General features: G+C 71.7%; 15 protein-coding genes and 1 pseudogene. 2 read left to right on the top strand and 14 right to left on the bottom strand.

What is annotated here, in order from left to right; genetic code table 11:
* From ABFX51_RS34900 to pyrG, 7 genes and pseudogenes are all read right to left on the bottom strand, one after another.
* A pseudogene (locus ABFX51_RS34900) lies at positions 1-440 on the bottom strand (hypothetical protein); the annotation flags it as partial.
* Positions 441-457: 17 nt separating this feature from the next.
* Positions 458-1,321, bottom strand: a complete 864-nt coding sequence (locus ABFX51_RS34895; RefSeq protein WP_091512112.1) for a segregation and condensation protein A — start codon at positions 1,319-1,321, stop codon at positions 458-460.
* Positions 1,318-1,710 (bottom strand): cobyrinic acid a,c-diamide synthase, encoded by a 393-nt coding sequence (locus tag ABFX51_RS34890; RefSeq protein ID WP_091512110.1) that lies wholly within the window; start codon positions 1,708-1,710, stop codon positions 1,318-1,320. The genes ABFX51_RS34895 and ABFX51_RS34890 overlap by 4 nt, the downstream gene beginning before the upstream one ends.
* A complete protein-coding gene (locus ABFX51_RS34885) occupies positions 1,707-2,675 on the bottom strand; it encodes a ParA family protein (protein ID WP_091512107.1) in 969 nt (322 codons plus the stop codon). The genes ABFX51_RS34890 and ABFX51_RS34885 overlap by 4 nt, the downstream gene beginning before the upstream one ends.
* 89 nt (positions 2,676-2,764) lie before the next feature.
* Positions 2,765-3,667 (bottom strand): site-specific tyrosine recombinase XerD, encoded by a 903-nt coding sequence (xerD, locus tag ABFX51_RS34880; RefSeq protein WP_091512344.1) that lies wholly within the window; start codon positions 3,665-3,667, stop codon positions 2,765-2,767.
* 72 nt (positions 3,668-3,739) lie between these two features.
* Positions 3,740-4,372 carry an NUDIX domain-containing protein gene (locus ABFX51_RS34875; RefSeq protein WP_091512342.1) on the bottom strand — a complete coding sequence of 211 codons (633 nt, stop codon included), beginning with the start codon at positions 4,370-4,372 and terminating at the stop codon, positions 3,740-3,742.
* Entirely contained in the window at positions 4,369-6,066 is a 1,698-nt protein-coding gene (gene pyrG / locus ABFX51_RS34870; protein WP_091512105.1) for a CTP synthase, read from the bottom strand. Before pyrG ends, ABFX51_RS34875 begins: the two co-directional genes overlap by 4 nt.
* Before the next feature lie 97 nt (positions 6,067-6,163).
* Between pyrG and aroA the strand changes: the two genes are divergently transcribed.
* Positions 6,164-7,435 carry a 3-phosphoshikimate 1-carboxyvinyltransferase gene (aroA, locus tag ABFX51_RS34865; RefSeq protein ID WP_091512103.1) on the top strand — a complete coding sequence of 424 codons (1,272 nt, stop codon included), beginning with the start codon at positions 6,164-6,166 and terminating at the stop codon, positions 7,433-7,435.
* Between the two features lie 4 nt (positions 7,436-7,439).
* On the opposite strand, the gene ABFX51_RS34860 is transcribed toward aroA, so the two are convergent.
* From ABFX51_RS34860 to ABFX51_RS34850, 3 genes are all read right to left on the bottom strand, one after another.
* Positions 7,440-8,015, bottom strand: coding sequence for a hypothetical protein (locus ABFX51_RS34860; RefSeq protein WP_143249935.1), 576 nt, complete (start codon positions 8,013-8,015; stop codon positions 7,440-7,442).
* On the bottom strand, positions 8,012-8,536 hold the full coding sequence (locus tag ABFX51_RS34855) for a hypothetical protein (protein WP_091512099.1): 525 nt from the start codon (positions 8,534-8,536) through the stop codon (positions 8,012-8,014). Before ABFX51_RS34855 ends, ABFX51_RS34860 begins: the two co-directional genes overlap by 4 nt.
* A 161-nt stretch (positions 8,537-8,697) precedes the next feature.
* The gene (locus ABFX51_RS34850) at positions 8,698-9,528 is read right to left on the bottom strand and encodes an LLM class flavin-dependent oxidoreductase (protein WP_091512098.1); all 831 of its coding nucleotides are present in this window, start codon (positions 9,526-9,528) and stop codon (positions 8,698-8,700) included.
* Positions 9,529-9,673: 145 nt separating this feature from the next.
* On the opposite strand from ABFX51_RS34850, the gene ABFX51_RS34845 reads away from it, so the two are divergent.
* Positions 9,674-10,507, top strand: a complete 834-nt coding sequence (locus ABFX51_RS34845; RefSeq protein WP_091512095.1) for a TIGR03621 family F420-dependent LLM class oxidoreductase — start codon at positions 9,674-9,676, stop codon at positions 10,505-10,507.
* Here ABFX51_RS34845 and ABFX51_RS34840 read toward each other — a convergent pair.
* From ABFX51_RS34840 to ABFX51_RS34825, 4 genes are read right to left on the bottom strand one after another with little or no spacing between them, the layout of a single operon-like run.
* Positions 10,504-13,581 carry a UvrD-helicase domain-containing protein gene (locus tag ABFX51_RS34840; RefSeq protein WP_245783236.1) on the bottom strand — a complete coding sequence of 1,026 codons (3,078 nt, stop codon included), beginning with the start codon at positions 13,579-13,581 and terminating at the stop codon, positions 10,504-10,506. The genes ABFX51_RS34845 and ABFX51_RS34840 overlap by 4 nt on opposite strands.
* Positions 13,582-13,599: 18 nt before the next feature.
* Complete coding sequence (locus tag ABFX51_RS34835; protein WP_091512093.1) at positions 13,600-14,406, bottom strand: Rossmann-fold NAD(P)-binding domain-containing protein; 807 nt, start codon at positions 14,404-14,406, stop codon at positions 13,600-13,602.
* A complete protein-coding gene (locus ABFX51_RS34830; RefSeq protein WP_245783235.1) occupies positions 14,403-14,864 on the bottom strand; it encodes a nuclear transport factor 2 family protein in 462 nt (153 codons plus the stop codon). The genes ABFX51_RS34835 and ABFX51_RS34830 overlap by 4 nt, the downstream gene beginning before the upstream one ends.
* 46 nt (positions 14,865-14,910) lie before the next feature.
* Complete coding sequence (locus ABFX51_RS34825) at positions 14,911-15,504, bottom strand: TetR/AcrR family transcriptional regulator (protein WP_091512090.1); 594 nt, start codon at positions 15,502-15,504, stop codon at positions 14,911-14,913.
* Positions 15,505-15,700: the final 196 nt, after the last annotated feature.

Genomic DNA, 15,700 nt, shown 5'->3' with positions numbered 1-15,700 from the left:
CGCTCCGCGGGGTCGGCACCGGCCTCCGCCTCCGCCTGCGGCTCGGCCTCCGGCCCCCGCTCCGCAGCCTGCGCGTCGGGCGCCTCGGCCTCCGGCTCCGCCTCCGCGCCGCGCGCCTGCGGCTCTGCGGCCACCGCCTGCGGCTCCTCCGGCTCCGCCTGCGGCTCCACAGCCTCCGGCTCCACCGGCTCCACCGGCTCCACCGGCTCCGCCTCCACCGCCACCGGCTCCGCCTCCTCCGGCTCCGCCTCCACCGCCACCGGCTCTGCGGCCACCGCCTGCGGCTCCTCCGGCTCCGCGGCCTCGGCACCGGCCTCCGGCTCCGCCTCCGCGCCGCGCGCCTGCGGCTCTGCGGCCGTCGCCTCCGCCTCTGCGGCCGCCGCCTGCGGCTCCACCACCTCCGGCGCCCCACCGGGCGCGCCGAGCGCGTCCAGATCCACCGGTCGTTCCTCCGGGTTCACCCGTACTCCTCTTCCTCAGCGCGGGCCCGGTCGGCCTCGGCCGCTTCCGCCGCCTTCTCCACCGACCCGCCCGTCCACCGCACGGTGAGCGCCCCCAGCGCCTCGGCCTGCTCGAACTGCACCGAGGCCTCCCGGTACAACTCCAGCAGCGCCAGGAACCGGGCCACCACCTCGATGGTGTGCTCGCAGTCCGAAACCAGCTCGCCGAAGGTCGCGGTCCCGGCGGACGCCAGCCGCACCCGCAGCACCGCCGCGTGCTCGCGCACCGACACGCGGCCCATGTGCAGGTGGTCGAGCGACACCGTGGGCGGCGGCTTCGGCCGGAACACCGCCAGCGCGATCTCCCGGAACTTCTCCGGGCTCACCCCCAGCATGACCTCCGGCAGCAACCCGAGGTACCGCTCCTCCATCGCCACCGAGCGCGGGTACCGGCGCAGCGCCCCGGCCTCCAGCTCGGCGAACAGCTCCGCCACCTGCTTGTACGCCCGGTACTGCAGGATGCGCGCGAACAGCAGGTCCCGCGCCTCCAGCAGCGCGAGGTCCTCCTCGTCCTCGACCTCGGCCGCGGGCAGCAGCCGCGCGGCCTTGAGGTCGAGCAGCGTGGCCGCGACGACGAGGAACTCCGTGGTCTCGTCCAGGTCCCAGTCCGCCCCCAGCGCCCGCGTGTAGGCGATGAAGTCGTCGGTGACCTGGTGCAGCGCGACCTCGGTGACGTCGAGCTGGTGCTGCGAGATGAGCTGCAGCAGCAGGTCGAAGGGCCCCTCGAAGTTCGACAGGCGCACCTTGAACTTCGCAGCCGGGCTCTCTTCGGCCCCGGGCTCCGGCTCAGCAGCCTGAGCCGGTTCCCCTGGACTGGTCACGACCCGGTGGCTTCCTCACTGTCGAACTCGTGCTCCCGCAACCGCTGCACCAGCACCGAGTCCGGCCCGTGCTGCTCGAAGTCGGCGAGCAGCACCGCGACCGCCTCGCGCACCAGGCGCCCGCGGTCGATCACCAGTCCGTGCTGGGCGCGCAGCGCGAGCCGCGCCTGTTCCATCGCGACCAGTTCGTCACCCGAGACGTACACGGTGATCTTCGAGTCGTGCTTCTGCCGTCCGGACCCCCGCCGCGTCGCGGCGCGGCCGAGCTGGTCCCGCTGCGGGTCCGCGGGCTTCTCCGGCGCGGACGGGGCCGGCACGGGCTCGAGCGCGGGACTGCTGGTCAGGCGGAAGAGTTCCGAGGCCCCGGGCAGGGAGGCTCGCCTGCTCACCGAGCGATCACCTCGCGGGCCAGCGCGCGATACGCCATCGCGCCGGCGGACTTGGGCGCCCAGCGGGTGATCGGCTCACCCGCCACGGTGGTCTCGGGGAACCGCACGGTGCGGTTGATGACCGTGTCGAACACGGTTTCACCGAACGCCTCCACGACCCGCGCCATGACCTCTCTCGAATGGAGGGTGCGGGGGTCGAACATGGTGGCGAGGATGCCGGTGATGTCCAGTTTGGGGTTCAAGCGCTCGCGTACCTTCTCGATCGTGTCGATCAACAAAGCCACGCCACGCAGGCTGAAGAACTCGCACTCCAGCGGGATGATCACGCCGTCGGCGGCCGTGAGCGCGTTCACCGTGAGCAACCCGAGCGATGGCTGGCAGTCGACCAGAACATAGTCGTAGCCCGACAGCACCGGTTGCAGGACCCGGAGCAACGTGTGCTCGCGCCCGACCTCGGCGACGAGCTGCACCTCGGCGGCAGACAGGTCGATGTTGCTCGGCAGCAGGTCCATGCCCTCGACGCTGGTGTGGCGCAGCACGTCGTCGGCGGTCACGGAGCGTTCCATGATCGCGTTGTAGACGGTGCGGTCCAGCTCGTGCGGCTGCACGCCGAGGCCCACCGACAGCGCGCCCTGCGGGTCGAAGTCGACCAGCAGCACGCGGCGGCCGTACTCGGCCAGCGCGGCGCCGAGGTTGATCGTCGAGGTGGTCTTGCCGACCCCGCCCTTCTGGTTGCACATCGCGAGCACGGTCGCGGGACCGTGCTTGTCGAGCAGCGGTGGGTCCGGTATCTCCCGCAGCGGTCTGCCGGTCGGTCCCACCAGTGGTTTCCCGTTCACCTTGCCGGGCTGCACGGCCGTGTCCACAGCCTCGGGCTCTCCCTCTGTCGCGATCTTCAAATCAAGGTTCGCGGCCGCCGACCTGGCAGCGACCGTCCGGTCCGATGGCTGCTGCTCTGTCGACATGGCGCGAAAACTCCTCGTTCGACGGGTCCGCTGAAGCCTATTGCGCGGGGCGATTGTCGCCAAAGCGGCTCGCCGAGATCGTTCGGGTTCTACCCGAGCGCTCGAGGATGAGCCGTAGCATATATCTCACGGAGCGTGTTCACCGTGACGAGGGTGTAGACCTGGGTCGTGGTCACCGAAGCGTGCCCGAGCAGCTCCTGGACCACCCGGACGTCCGCACCGCCCTCCAGCAGATGGGTCGCGAAGGAGTGACGCAGCGTGTGCGGCGAGACGCTGGCGGACAGCCCGGCGCGTTCCGCGTTCGTCTTCAGCACCTGCCACGCGCTCTGCCGCGAAAGGCGGGTGCCGCGCGCGTTGAGGAACAGCGCAGCCGTCCCCCTGCCCCGCGAAGCGAGCACCGGGCGGGAGCGCACGAGGTAGGCCTCCAGCGCCTCGACGGCCGGCCTGCCGATGGGCACCAGCCGCTGTTTGCCGCCCTTGCCGTCGAGCAGGACGGTGCGCTCGGTCCGGTCGATGTCGCCGAGGTCGAGCCCGACGGCTTCGGAGATCCGGGCACCGGTGGAGTACAGCAGCTCCAGCAGCGCGCGGTCGCGCAGCGGGCGTTCGCCGTCGGCGGCGGGCATGTCGAGCAGCCGCAGCACGTCGTCCACCGGCAGCGCCTTCGGCAGCCGTTTCGCCGCCGCGGGCGGCCGGACCTCGCGCGCCGGGTCGTCCTCGGTGAGGCCGTCGACGTGGGCGAAGCGGTGCAGCCCGCGCACCGCGACGAGGGCCCGCGCGGCGGAGGACGCGGCGAGCGGCGGGTGCTCGTCGTCGCCCTCGCGCAGCGCCGCGCCGAAGCCCGTCACCTCGGCTTCGGTGATCCGCCGGAAGTCGGTGACGCCCTGCCGCTCGAGGTGGGCGGCGTAGCGGCGGAGGTCGCGCGCGTAGCTGTCCAGCGTGTTGCGGGCGGTCCCCCGCTCGACCGCCAGGTGATCGAGGTAGGCCGCGACCACCTGGGTCACCGGGAGACCGCCCGAGTTCGCCACGCGCGCCACCCTAGCCGGGTGACAGCGGTAGCGGAACGGTTACCGAGAGCGCTTCGCGAAGGTGTGGGGACGGTCTCGCCACTCCGCGTCGGCCGGGCGGGCAGCCGCCGCGCCCGTCAGCACCGCGTGCGCGGCGAGCACACCGGCGACGGTGGCGCCGTTGACCAGTTCCCCGGCCAGCGCCATGCGCACCGCCTCGGCGAGCGGCACCTTGTGCACCACGAGATCGGCTTCCTCGTCGTCGTGCCCCAGCTCCGCGCGGTCCACTTCGGACACCCCGCGGGCGAGGAACACCCGCACCACCTCGTCGGTGAACCCCGGCGACGCCGCGACGTCGACGAGCGTCTCCCAGCGCTCGGCCTCGACGCCCGCCTCCTCGACCAGCTCCCGCTTCGCCGCCTCCACCGGGGACTCGCCCTCGGCGTCGAGCAACCCGGCGGGCAGCTCCCAGATGCGGCGGCCCAGCGGGTGCCGGTACTGGTGGATCAGCGTCACCGCGCCCTCGTCGTCGACCGCGCAGATCGCGACGGCGCCGAGGTGCTCGACCACCTCGCGCTTGGCGACGGAGCCGCCCGGCATGCGCACGTCGTCGACCCGCAGCCCCACCACGTGTCCGATGTGGACGTCCTGGGAGGACACGACCTCGAACTCGTGCTCCCCCGGCGCCATCAGCGCACGCCCGTGGGCTCGGGCAGCTCGACCGGCAGCCGGTCGGCGGTGCGGTACTTGACGGCGGCGGCGATGAACGCGTCGAACAGCGGGTGCGGCCGGGTCGGGCGGCTCTTCAGCTCGGGGTGCGCCTGCGTGCCGACGAAGAACGGGTGCACCTCCTCCGGCAGCTCCACGAACTCCACCAGCCGGTCGTCCGGGGAGGTGCCGGAGAACACCAGGCCCGCGTCGGCCAGCTGCTTGCGGTAGAAGTTGTTGACCTCGTAGCGGTGCCGGTGCCGCTCGGACACGTTCGTGCTGGCGTAGGCCTTCGCCACCTGCGAGCCGGGCAGCAGCTTCGCCGGGTACGCGCCCAGGCGCATCGTGCCGCCCATGTCGCGCTCGCCCGCGATGACGTCCTTCTGGTCTGCCATCGTGGAGATCACGGCGTGCTTGGTGCCCTCGTCGAACTCCGCCGAGTTGGCGCCCTCGATGCCCGCGAGGTTGCGCGCCGCCTCGATCACCATGCACTGCAGGCCGAGGCACAGGCCCAGCACCGGGATGCCGCGCGTGCGGGCGTAGGTGATGGCGCCGATCTTGCCCTCGATCCCGCGCACGCCGAACCCGCCCGGCACGAGCACACCGTCCACATCGGACAGGGCCTGCGCGGCGCCGGACGGCGTGGTCGCGAGGTCGGAGGCGACCCACTTGATCTCGACCTTGGCGCGGTGGGCGAAGCCGCCCGCGCGCAGCGCCTCGGTGACCGACAGGTAGGCGTCGGGCAGGTCGATGTACTTGCCCACCAGCGCGATCCGGACGGTCTCGGACGGGTTGTGCACGCGGTCGAGCAGGTCGCCCCACACCGTCCAGTCCACGTCGCGGAAGGGCAGGTCGAGGCGGCGCACGACGTAGGCGTCCAGCGCCTCGCGGTGCAGCACCTTCGGGATGTCGTAGATGGACGACGCGTCGGGGCACGCGATGACGGCCTCGGTGTCGACGTCGCACATCAGCCCGATCTTGCGCTTGAGGTCGTCGGGCAGGTCGCGGTCGGCGCGGCACACCAGCGCGTCGGGCTGGATGCCGATGTTGCGCAGCGCGGCCACGGAGTGCTGGGTGGGCTTGGTCTTCAGCTCGCCGGAGGGGGCCAGGTAGGGCACCAGCGACACGTGCAGGAAGAAGCAGTTGTCGCGGCCGATCTCGTGCCGCACCTGGCGGCAGGCCTCCAGGAACGGCAGGGACTCGATGTCGCCGACGGTGCCGCCGACCTCGGTGATGACCACGTCGGGCCGCTGGCCGGTGCCGTCGGACTCCGCGACCGCCATGATGCGCCGCTTGATCTCGTCGGTGATGTGCGGGATGACCTGGACGGTGTCGCCGAGGTACTCACCGCGCCGTTCCTTGGCGATGACCTCGGAGTAGACCTGGCCCGTGGTGACGTTCGCCGATCCGGTGAGGTCGCGGTCGAGGAACCGCTCGTAGTGCCCGATGTCGAGGTCGGTCTCGGCCCCGTCCTCGGTCACGAACACCTCGCCGTGCTGGAACGGGTTCATCGTCCCGGGGTCGACGTTGAGGTACGGGTCGAGTTTCTGCATCGTGACCCGGAGGCCACGCGCGGTAAGGAGTTGACCCAGGCTCGAGGCCGTGAGTCCCTTACCCAGGGAGGAGGCGACGCCTCCGGTGACAAAGACGTACTTGGCTGTCCGCGGCTGAAGTCCCACGGGCTTCCACCTTATCGCACGAGGACCCGGACGCGCCGCTGCCTCGCCCACGTAGTTCGATGTGAGCAGGAACGATGCCCGAAGGAGAGGCCCCGTCGTGTCGGGAAACACCTGGACCGCCCCCACCGCCCCCGGCCCGCTGGACGCGAGCGTCCGCGTCCCCGGCTCGAAGTCGATCACGAACCGGGCGTTCGTGCTGGCGGCGCTGTCGGCGGCTCCGACGCTCGTGCGCAGGCCGCTCGACTCCCGCGACGCCCGGCTGATGCAGGGCGCGCTGACCGCGCTGGGCGGCGGCGTGGAGCGGCGCGGGGACGACGTCCTCGTCTCGCCGCTTGCGCCGGAGGGCACCGAACCGGCGTCCGTGGTGCTCGGCAACGCGGGCACGGTCGCGCGGTTCACCCCGGCGCTGGCGGGCCTGGGTTCGCGGCCGGTGCTGTTCGACGGGGACGAGGCGATCCGCCGCCGTCCCATCGCGCCGCTGCTGCGGGCGCTGCGTGACCTCGGCCTGGACGTCGAGGACGAGGGGCGCGGCGCGCCGCCGTTCACGGTGCGCGGGCACGGCGGGATCGCGGGCGGCAAGGTCGAGCTGGACTCCAGCGCGTCGAGCCAGTTCCTGTCGGCGCTGCTGCTGGCCGCGCCGGCGTTCGAGTCGGGCGTGACGGTGCGCCTGGTGGGCGACGCGCCGCCGAGCGAGCCGCACATCGCGATGACGCTGGACCTCTTGCGCCGCTTCGGTGCCGCGCCCGAACGGTCCGGTGTGGAGTTCCACGTGCCCGCGACGGCGTTGAGCTGCCCGGAGTACGAGGTGGAGCCGGACCTGTCGACGGCGGCCCCGTTCGTCGCCGCGGCGGCGGTCGCCGGGGGCACGGTGCGCGTCGAGGGCTGGCCGCAGCACACCACGCAGCCGGGTGACTGGCTGCGCAGCCTGCTGACCGAGCTGGGGCAGCGCGTGGAGCTGGACGAGACCGGCCTGACCGTCACCGGTACGGGCGAGGTCCGCGCCGCGCGGCTGGACCTGCACGAGGTCGGCGAGCTGACGCCGGTGGTCGCGGCGATGCTGTGCTTCGGCGACGGGCCTTCGGTGATCTCGGGCGTGGCGCACCTGCGCGGCCACGAGACCGACCGGCTGGCGGCGCTCGCGACGGAGCTGTCCGCGCTGGGCGCGGGGGTGACCGAGACCGCGGACGGCCTGGCGATCACCCCCGCCCCGCTGCACGGCGGCGTGTTCCACACCTACGAGGACCACCGGCTGGTGATGGCGGCGGCCGTGCTGGGCCTGCGCGTGCCGGGCGTGGAGGTCGAGGACCCGGAAACGGTGGGCAAGACGTTCCCCGAGTTCACGGCCACCTGGCAGGCGTTGCTGGGCTGACGCCTCAGCCGACGGCGGCCGGTCCGTGTGTCAGCGATGTTCCGTCGAAGGTCCAGGTCGTGACGGCGTCGTTGCCCGGGCAGCAGGACGGGTCGGATTCGGCGAAGAACTTCTCATGAGCCGTAATCCGGCCCGGCTCGATCTCGATGCTCTCCACGAACGGTTGCGCGAGCCCCGGCACACGCGGGTGGACCGCGGTGATCGCCCCGATCGACCGGTACACCCCGGAACTGCCGTCGAAGATGAGAAACCCTCGGCTGATGACGGCGCTTCCGCCAGCCCCTTCCGGCACGCAGTAGACGTCGATCCCGGCTTCCTCCAGACCGTCTCCTGTGAGGTCCCCGTAGGTGGGCCTGCGGTCGCCGAGGCCGTAGATGAGGTTGCCCCACTGTTCATCGACGACCGTGGCGGTGCCGTCGTGCAACTGCACTGGTTGCGGCGTGAGGCAGAGATCTCCCGGCACCACGGCTTCCGCCCAATCCACGGTCGCCAGGTCCAGCGGCGCGGGACCGGGGTTTTCCGTGTGGCCACATGCGGCCAGGACGAGCAGCAGGCTCGCTCCCAGGATCGCCCTGGTCATGACGATCCGGGCCTGCACTGCGATTCGCCCTGCAGTTCCGCACCCACGACGGGAGCGGAACGGGGCGGCTGTTGGTCGAACGAATCGTCGTCGACGTACAGTTTCGTCTTCGGGTTCCGGTGCCCCAGGGAAATCAGCGGTTCCTCCGGTGTACCCACCGAGTAGGTGTAGTGCTGACCGGAGACGATGTATTCGATTTCAAGCTCCCAGGCGTAGGAATGGCGACAGGAAAGAGCCCTCACCACGATCTGGGCCTGGTCGGTGCCCGAGACGGTGAAACCTGTGCCCAAGGGCTGTTTCTTCGGTGGTGCCACGGGTTCTTCCTGCACGCTCTGGACTCCTTTGTCCACTACGCGGCCGCCTTCATCGAGATGGGCTTCGAAAAGCCGGATGTCGATGCCGCCACAACCGCCCCCACCTGCGTTGAGGATCCAGGAGACCTCACTGTCGATCGTCCTGAAGATCTTCGTCCGCAACCCCACGACCTGGGCTGTACTCGCGTCCTTGGTCGCCAGCGCCACGGTCAGGTTCCCTTAGGAAATCGCTGCCGGTGATCCGATGAGGCCGTCCTGCATCGCGACGAGCGTTTTCTCGTCGCAGGCGTTCAAGGGTGGCCAAGCGACCCTGCTCGCGGCCAGCGGCTGGTACCCGAGAGCGCTGTCCAGCGGCGGGCGTACCCGCCTCAGCCGACGGCGTCGGCGAGGCGGTGCACCTGGTCGGCATCGGGCGACCAGCAGTACAGCATCACCTCGTCGGCGCCGAGTGCGGTGAACTCCGCCACCGCGGCGCGGATCGCGGCGGGGGTGGTGAGCATCCGCTCGGCGTTCTGCGCCGCGAAGTCGCCCGCGAAGCCGTAGTAGTCCACAATAGCCGCCTTCGCTTCGTCCACTGTGGACTCACCGCCGAGTGCGACGTTGACCTGTGCCACCATCTTCGGCTTCCCGGCGCGCCCCGCTTCGGCCCAGGACGTGCGGACGTGGTCGAACAGCCGTGCGGCCCAGGCGATCGGCGCCGCGCACAGGAACCCATCGCCCCAGCGCGCGACGCGGTCGAGAGCCGCTTCGGCGAAGGCGCCGAACAGCACCTCCGGACCGCCTTCGCGCGCGGGTGCGGGGCCGACCGGGCCTCCGGCCCAGATGTCGCGCATGATCTTCATCTGTTCGTCGAGCCGCCGACCACGCGTGCGCAGGTCGGCGCCCACCAGGTCGAACTCGTCGGCGCGGCCGCCGACACCGAGGCCGAGGGTGAACCGGCCGCCGGAGAGCCGGTCGAGGGTCGCGGCCTGCTTGGCGAGCAGGACGGGTTCGCGCAGCGGGGCGAGCAGCACCTCCGTCTGCAGCCGGACGCGGCTGGTCGCCCCGGCGAGCGTCGCGAGGGTGACGAGCGGCTCCGGGTTGTCGTACGTGAGCCGGTCGAGCAGGCCCAGTGTGGTGAACGGGCCTTCGTCGGCGCGACGGGCCCAGGTGAGCAGCGCTTCGGGACGGGCGATGGGCAGGCCGAGGCCTACGGACATGAGGAAACTCCCCCGTTTTCGAGCAGGACGGGTTGTCGTGCCGCCCCTCCTCGTCCCGCCTCGTGGCGGGTGCTCCGATTCTGCGGCGTCCTTCCGCGGAGCGTGGTTCAGTGGAGTGATCACGACGCTAGCAAAGGAGAGTTCCGTGTCGCCAAGGGTTTTCCGCTTCGGCCTGGTCGTCGGTCCCCGGCAGCCGGCGCCGGACTGGGCCGCGCTCGCCCGGCGGGCCGAGGACCTGGGGTTCTCGACCCTGCTCGTACCGGACGGTACCGGGGCCCTGTCCCCGTTCCCGGTGCTCGGCGGTGCCGCCACGGTGACCGAGCGCCTGCGGCTGGGCACGTTCGTGCTCGCCGTGCCGCTGCGCCCACCGGGTCTGATCGCCTGGGAGGCCGCCTCGCTCGACCGGTTCTCCGGGGGCCGGTTCGAGCTGGGCCTGGGCGCGGGGCGGCCGGACGCGGCCCGCGACGCGGAGGTGGTCGGCGTCCCGTTCGGCACGGCGGGCGAACGGGTGCGGCAGGTCGCGGAAACCGTCGACACCGTCGACCGGTTGTACGCCGAAGGCACCTTCGAAGGCAGGCGTCCCCCGGTGATGATCGCCGGAGGCGGTGACCGGCTGCTGTCGGTCGCAGCGCAGCGGGCCGACATCGTGGCGGTGCACGCGGACGGCAGCGAACGCGGCCTCGGCGAGAAGCTGCGGCTCGTGCGGGACGTGGCCGGGAACCGCTTCGACGCGCTGGAGCTGAGCGTCAACGTCTTCCACATCGGTGACGGGGAGATGTCCCCGCTGGTGCGCCTGTTCGGCATCGATCCCGCGACCGCCCAGGACAACCGCCACGTCTCCGTGCTCAACGGCGACACCGCCACGGTGATCGACACGCTGAAGCGCCGGCGCGACGAATTCGGCGTCTCCTACGTGACGATCAACGCCGCCACGCTGGAGACCGCCGCTCCCGTGGTGGAAGCCCTGTCCGGGACCTAGAGCAGCCGCAGCTGCGTCTCGCGTGGCCGGGCCTTCGGCACCACGTCCCCGATCCGCTGCACGCCGTCCCCGAGGTCGGCGAAGAACCGGGACACGGCGGCCGGGCGCCCGGCCCGCGACGCGGCGTGGCTGAGGTAGAGGTGCCGCTGCGCCCGCGTGATCCCGACGAACAGCAGCCGCCGCTCCTCCGCCAGTTCCTCCTCCGCCGGCTCGGTTCCCGGCCACCGCAACGGCAGCAGCCCGTCCTCGCAGCCGACGACGAACACGACCGGGAACTCCAGCCCCTTGGCCGCGTGCAGGGTCAGCAGCGACACGCGGTCCGCCCGCGGGTCCCACGTGTCCACCTCGACGCCCAGCGACAGCTCCGTCCGGAACCGCGCGAGGTCGTCCCCGCACTCCAGCGCCAGCGGGGTCAGCAGGTCGACCGCGGTGTGCACCTCGGCCTCCTCCGCGCCCCGCCCGAGCACGACGTCCGCGGCGCGCCGCACCCGGTCCAGCACGGTACCGCCCGCGTACGCGAGTTCGGCGAGGATCTCCTCGACGCCCGGCCGTTCCGCGAGCCGGTCGTGGGAGCGCTTCTGGAACGGCAGCCCGGCCTGCGTGAGCGCCTCCACCACCGCCCGCGCCTGCCGGTCCGTCCGGTACAGCACCGCGAAGTCCGAGAAGTCGAGCCCCTGACTGCCGTCGCCGACGACGCGCCCGCTGTCGAGCGAGTGGAACGACGCGCCGCCGAGCAGCTGGTCGATCGTGCGGGCGACGAACGCGCCCTCCGCGCGCTCGTCCGCGGCGTGGTGCACGCCCACGAGCGCGTCGCCGTGTTCGCCCATCGGCCGCAGCTCCCGCCCCGGCACGAGCGTGCCCGGCTCGATCGCCTTCAACGCCGTGCCGAGGATGTGCGGGTTGGACCGGTAGTTGCGCGTCAGCTGGACCGTGCGCGCCGACGCGAAGTCCTGCCGGAACCGCAGGAAGAACCCGACATCGGCGCCGCGGAACCGGTAGATCGCCTGGTCCGGGTCGCCGATCGCGGTCAGGTTCCCGTCCGGCGGCGCGAGCAGCCGCAGCAGCCGGTACTGCTGTTCATCCACGTCCTGGTACTCGTCGACGGCGATCCACCGGAAGCGCTCGCGGTAGGCGGTGACGAGCGCCGGATCGGCCTCCAGCAGGGCGACCGGCAGCGCGACGAGGTCGTCGAAGTCCACGAGATCCTGCTGCCGCAAGGCTTTCGTGTACCGCTCGGCGAGTTCGTCCGGCGTTCCCGTGCGGCGGGTGCGGGACAGCTCCGCGAGCGCGCGTCGCGCACCGGCCTCGTCGCCGGTGACCTCGGCGAGCACGGCGAGCTGCCGGGCGTGGTCGGCGATGCCGAAGTCCGCGCTCAGCCCCGCCCGGTCGTGCTGCTCCCGCAGGATCCGCACGCCGAGCGAGTGGAACGTGGCGATGGTCAGGCGCGGCGCGTGGTCCGGCACGAGCGCGGCGAGCCGCTCGGCCATCTCTTCCGCGGCCCGGCGGGTGAACGTGATCGCGAGGCACTGTTCCGGCGGGACGTCGCGTTCGGACACCAGGTGCGCCAGCCGGTGCGTCAGCGTCCGCGTCTTGCCGGTGCCCGGGCCCGCGATGATCAGCAGCGGTCCCCCGCCGCTGCCCGCGGCGGCGCGCTGGTCGGGGTCGAGGCCGTCGAGCAACCCGCCGTTGTCCGGCGCGGCGGGCCGGGCTTCCGGCGCGCTCACCGGCGCCGCCACCGGTTTCCGCGCGGGCTTGGCGGGTTCCTCGGGCGTGGCGAACAGCCCGTCGTCGAACAGGCCGATCGTCGTCGAGCGCTTGATCTCCGCCGGGTCGAACAGCCGGATCACGCCGTACTCGCCGTCGTACCCGGCCTCGCGGATCACCTCGCCACGCCGCAGCCGGCGCACCGCCTCCCCCAGCAGCGGCGACCGCGTTTCGAGGTCCTCGGCCGGCACGTCCCGCAGGATCGTCAGCTCCGGTCCGAAGGTGGCCGTGAGCTTGTCGATCTCGCCGAGCACCTTCTTGCTCTTCGGTCCCACGCCGAGGATCTCGCTCATGATCTCCGGCAGCGGCACGAGGTTTTCGAAGGCGGCCGCGCCTGGCGGCCGCACGGGTGCGGGCCGGTCGGCGAGGTCCTCGACGCGACTGAGGACGCCGACGGTAAGCGCTTTCCCGCACTCCGGGCACCGGCCGCCGTGTGCGCGGGTCTCCTCCGGCTCCATCCGCACCCCGCACTTGCGGTGCCCGTCCACGTGGTACTTCCCCTCCTCGGGGAAGAACTCCAGCGAGCCCGCGTGCCCGTTCCCGGTTTCCAGCGCGCGTTTCACCGCGAAGTAGTCGAGCTCGGTGTCGAACAGCGTCGCCTCACGGCCGAGCATCGGCGGGGAATGCGCGTCGGAATTGCTGACCAGCCGGTACTTGTCGAGGCCCGAAACGCGCCAGTTCATCTCGGGATCGCTGGACAGACCGGTCTCCAGCGCGAAGACGTGTCCGGCGAGATCGGCGTAGCAGTCCTCGATCGCGTCGAAGCCGGATTTCGAGCCCAGCACGGCGAACCACGGGGTCCACACGTGCGCGGGCACGAGGTAGGAACCGGCGCCGCTTTCGAGCGTGATCTCCAGCAGGTCGCGGGAATCCAGCCCGAGGATCGGGCGCCCGTCGGAGCCGAGGTTGCCGATGCGGCCGAGCTTGCGGTTGAAGTTCCCGGCCGCCTCGAAGTCCGGCACGTAGACCAGGTGGTGCACCTTGCGGGTGCGCTCGTCCCGTTTGTAGATCGTGGAGATCTCGACCGAGAGCATGAACCGGACATCCGCCGCCGCGCACGTCGGTGGCAGCCGGCGGCGGATGTCCGCGTCGAGGTCCGCACGCAGCCGGAACAGCCCCGGCTCGGCCGGTTCGAGGTTCTCCCGCAGGTGCTCGAACCAGGCGGGATGGGTGAAGTCACCCGTGCCGACGAGTGCGATGCCCTTGCGCCGCGCCCACCACGTCAGGTGTTCGAGGTCGCAGTCGCGGCTGCACGCGCGGGAGTACTTCGAGTGGATGTGCAGGTCGGCAACAAAACGCACCCGCGGCATCTTGCCAGAAAGCGCTTGCTAGCCACCCACGTGCTCGGCCAGGAACCGGCGCAGCGGTTTCGGCGCCCGCCCGGTGAGACGCTGGACGGTGCCGGTCACCCGGTCCTCGCTGCCGTGCCGGATGTCCTCGTCGAGCGCGGCGAGCGCCGCCGCGAAGTCCTCGGGATACCCGGCCTCGGTGAACCGACGTGCCAGTTCCGGCGCGGTCACGTCGATGTGCCGCACGGGAACGCCGGTGACCTCGGTGTAGATCGCGGCGGCCTCGGCGTAGCTGACCGCTTCCGGCCCCGTGATCACGTGGTCGGTGTTCTCGCAGTCGTCGGCCAGCAGCAACGCCGCCGCGCACGCCGCGATGTCGGCGGGATCCACGAACGCGACCCGCCCGTCGCCGGTGGCCGTCACGATCTCACCCCGCTCGCGGATGCCGTTCGCCACGGGGTGGTCCCCGACGAAGTTCCGCATGAACCACGACGGCCGCAGCACGGCGAACTCCGGCATGATCTCCCGCACGGCCTGGTCGACCCGGCCCAGCCCGGGGTCGCCGGTCCGGACCGCCGATGAGCTGAGCAGCACGGTCCGCCGGACGCCGGCCTCCCGCGCGCGTGCCAGGAACGGCCGCACGAGGGGTTCCGGCTCGGCGACGCCGACCGGCGCGACGAGGTAGAGCCGTTCGACGCCATCGAGCGCGGCCGCGTGGGTCTCCGGGTCGGACCAGTCGAAACCGCTCCTCCGGCTGGCCGCGCGCACGGTCGCGCCCGCTTCCGTGAGCAGTCCGGTAAGCGGTTTCCCGGTGTTGCCGGTCGCCCCGGTCACGAGCACCTTCACGCTGCCCCCTCCTGCATCGCCGTCAGCTCGTCCAGCCGCCCGAGGGCGTGCCCGACGGCGAGCGGGCTCCAGTAGTCGCGGAACAGCTCGATGCCCTCGGGACCGACCTTGACCACGTTGATGTAGCGCATCCGGTACGGCCGTCCGGTGGCGCGCACCGTGCCGTCGACCTCCCACTCGACGATCAGCACGTCGGGATCGGTGGTCTCGTACCGCGTCTGCGCCACGATCCCGGTCAGGTCGATCTCGTCCACGTTGCCCATCAGGTACTCGCGGATCTGGTCGCGGCCCCGCAGCGTCGGCCAGCCGGGCGGCGCGAAGGGGAACTCGATGACCCCGTGACCGGCGAACACGTCGGCGAACCCGGCCATGTCGTGCGCCAGCAACCGCTCGTGGAGCCGGTCGACGGCTCCGTGCGCGCGCTGGCGCCGGTCCTGCACGGAGAGGTAGGCGTTCACAACTCCTCCGGAATGGTCGAAACGGTATCGTCCCGACCAGATTACCTCACCGGAACGCCTTCACCACCAGGTCGGCGACCTGGTCCAGGTACTCCGCCGTCACCGGCTCCCGGCGGACGTGCAGCCGCCAGAACACCGGCGCCGCGAACACGTCCAGCGCCAGCTCGCGGTCGAGGTCGGCGGGCAGCTCGCCCCGCTCGATCGCCCGCTCGACGATGCGCAGGCCGTGCGCCCGCCGCGGCTCGCCGAGGTGCTCGGTCAGCGCGTGCCCCAGCGCCTCGTTCTGCCGCGCCACGCCGAGCAGGTCGACGAAGATCGGCCCGAGCCGCGGGTCCTCGAACCACACCTGCACCGCGTCGAGCAGCGCGCGGACGTCCTCCCGGAACGAGCCCTTGTCCGGCACGTCCGCGAGCGGAACACCCAGCGCCGCGACGATACTCACGGCCATTTCGAGCTTCGAGGGCCAGCGGCGGTACAGCGCACTCTTGCCCACCCCGGCGCGGCGCGCCACGGCATCCATCGAAAGGCCCCGGTAGCCCTTTTCGGCCAGCTCGTCGAGCGCGGCGTCGACGATCGAATCGGTCAGGTCCTGGCGCAGTACGGCGGCCCCGGTCGGGGTCCGGCGCTTGGTCGGCTCCATGGACGGCGATTCTACCTCTGGACAGGACCGTACCGTCCTCTCTAAACTCGTCGGGACGATACGGTATCGACCTGCTTAACAACGGCAGGCCTGCGGCTCCCTCTCATCCCCCTTCTTTCTCCGGAAGGTCGCCCATGAGTGTCCCGCGTCAAGAATCTGGCTCAGTTTTCTTGGATGAAAGTTGTGCTTGTTGATC

This window comes from Amycolatopsis dongchuanensis, from assembly GCF_039542405.1.
Taxonomy (GTDB): Bacteria; Actinomycetota; Actinomycetes; order Mycobacteriales; family Pseudonocardiaceae; genus Amycolatopsis_E; species Amycolatopsis_E sacchari.
This window is presented reverse-complemented; position numbering and strand designations above follow the sequence as displayed.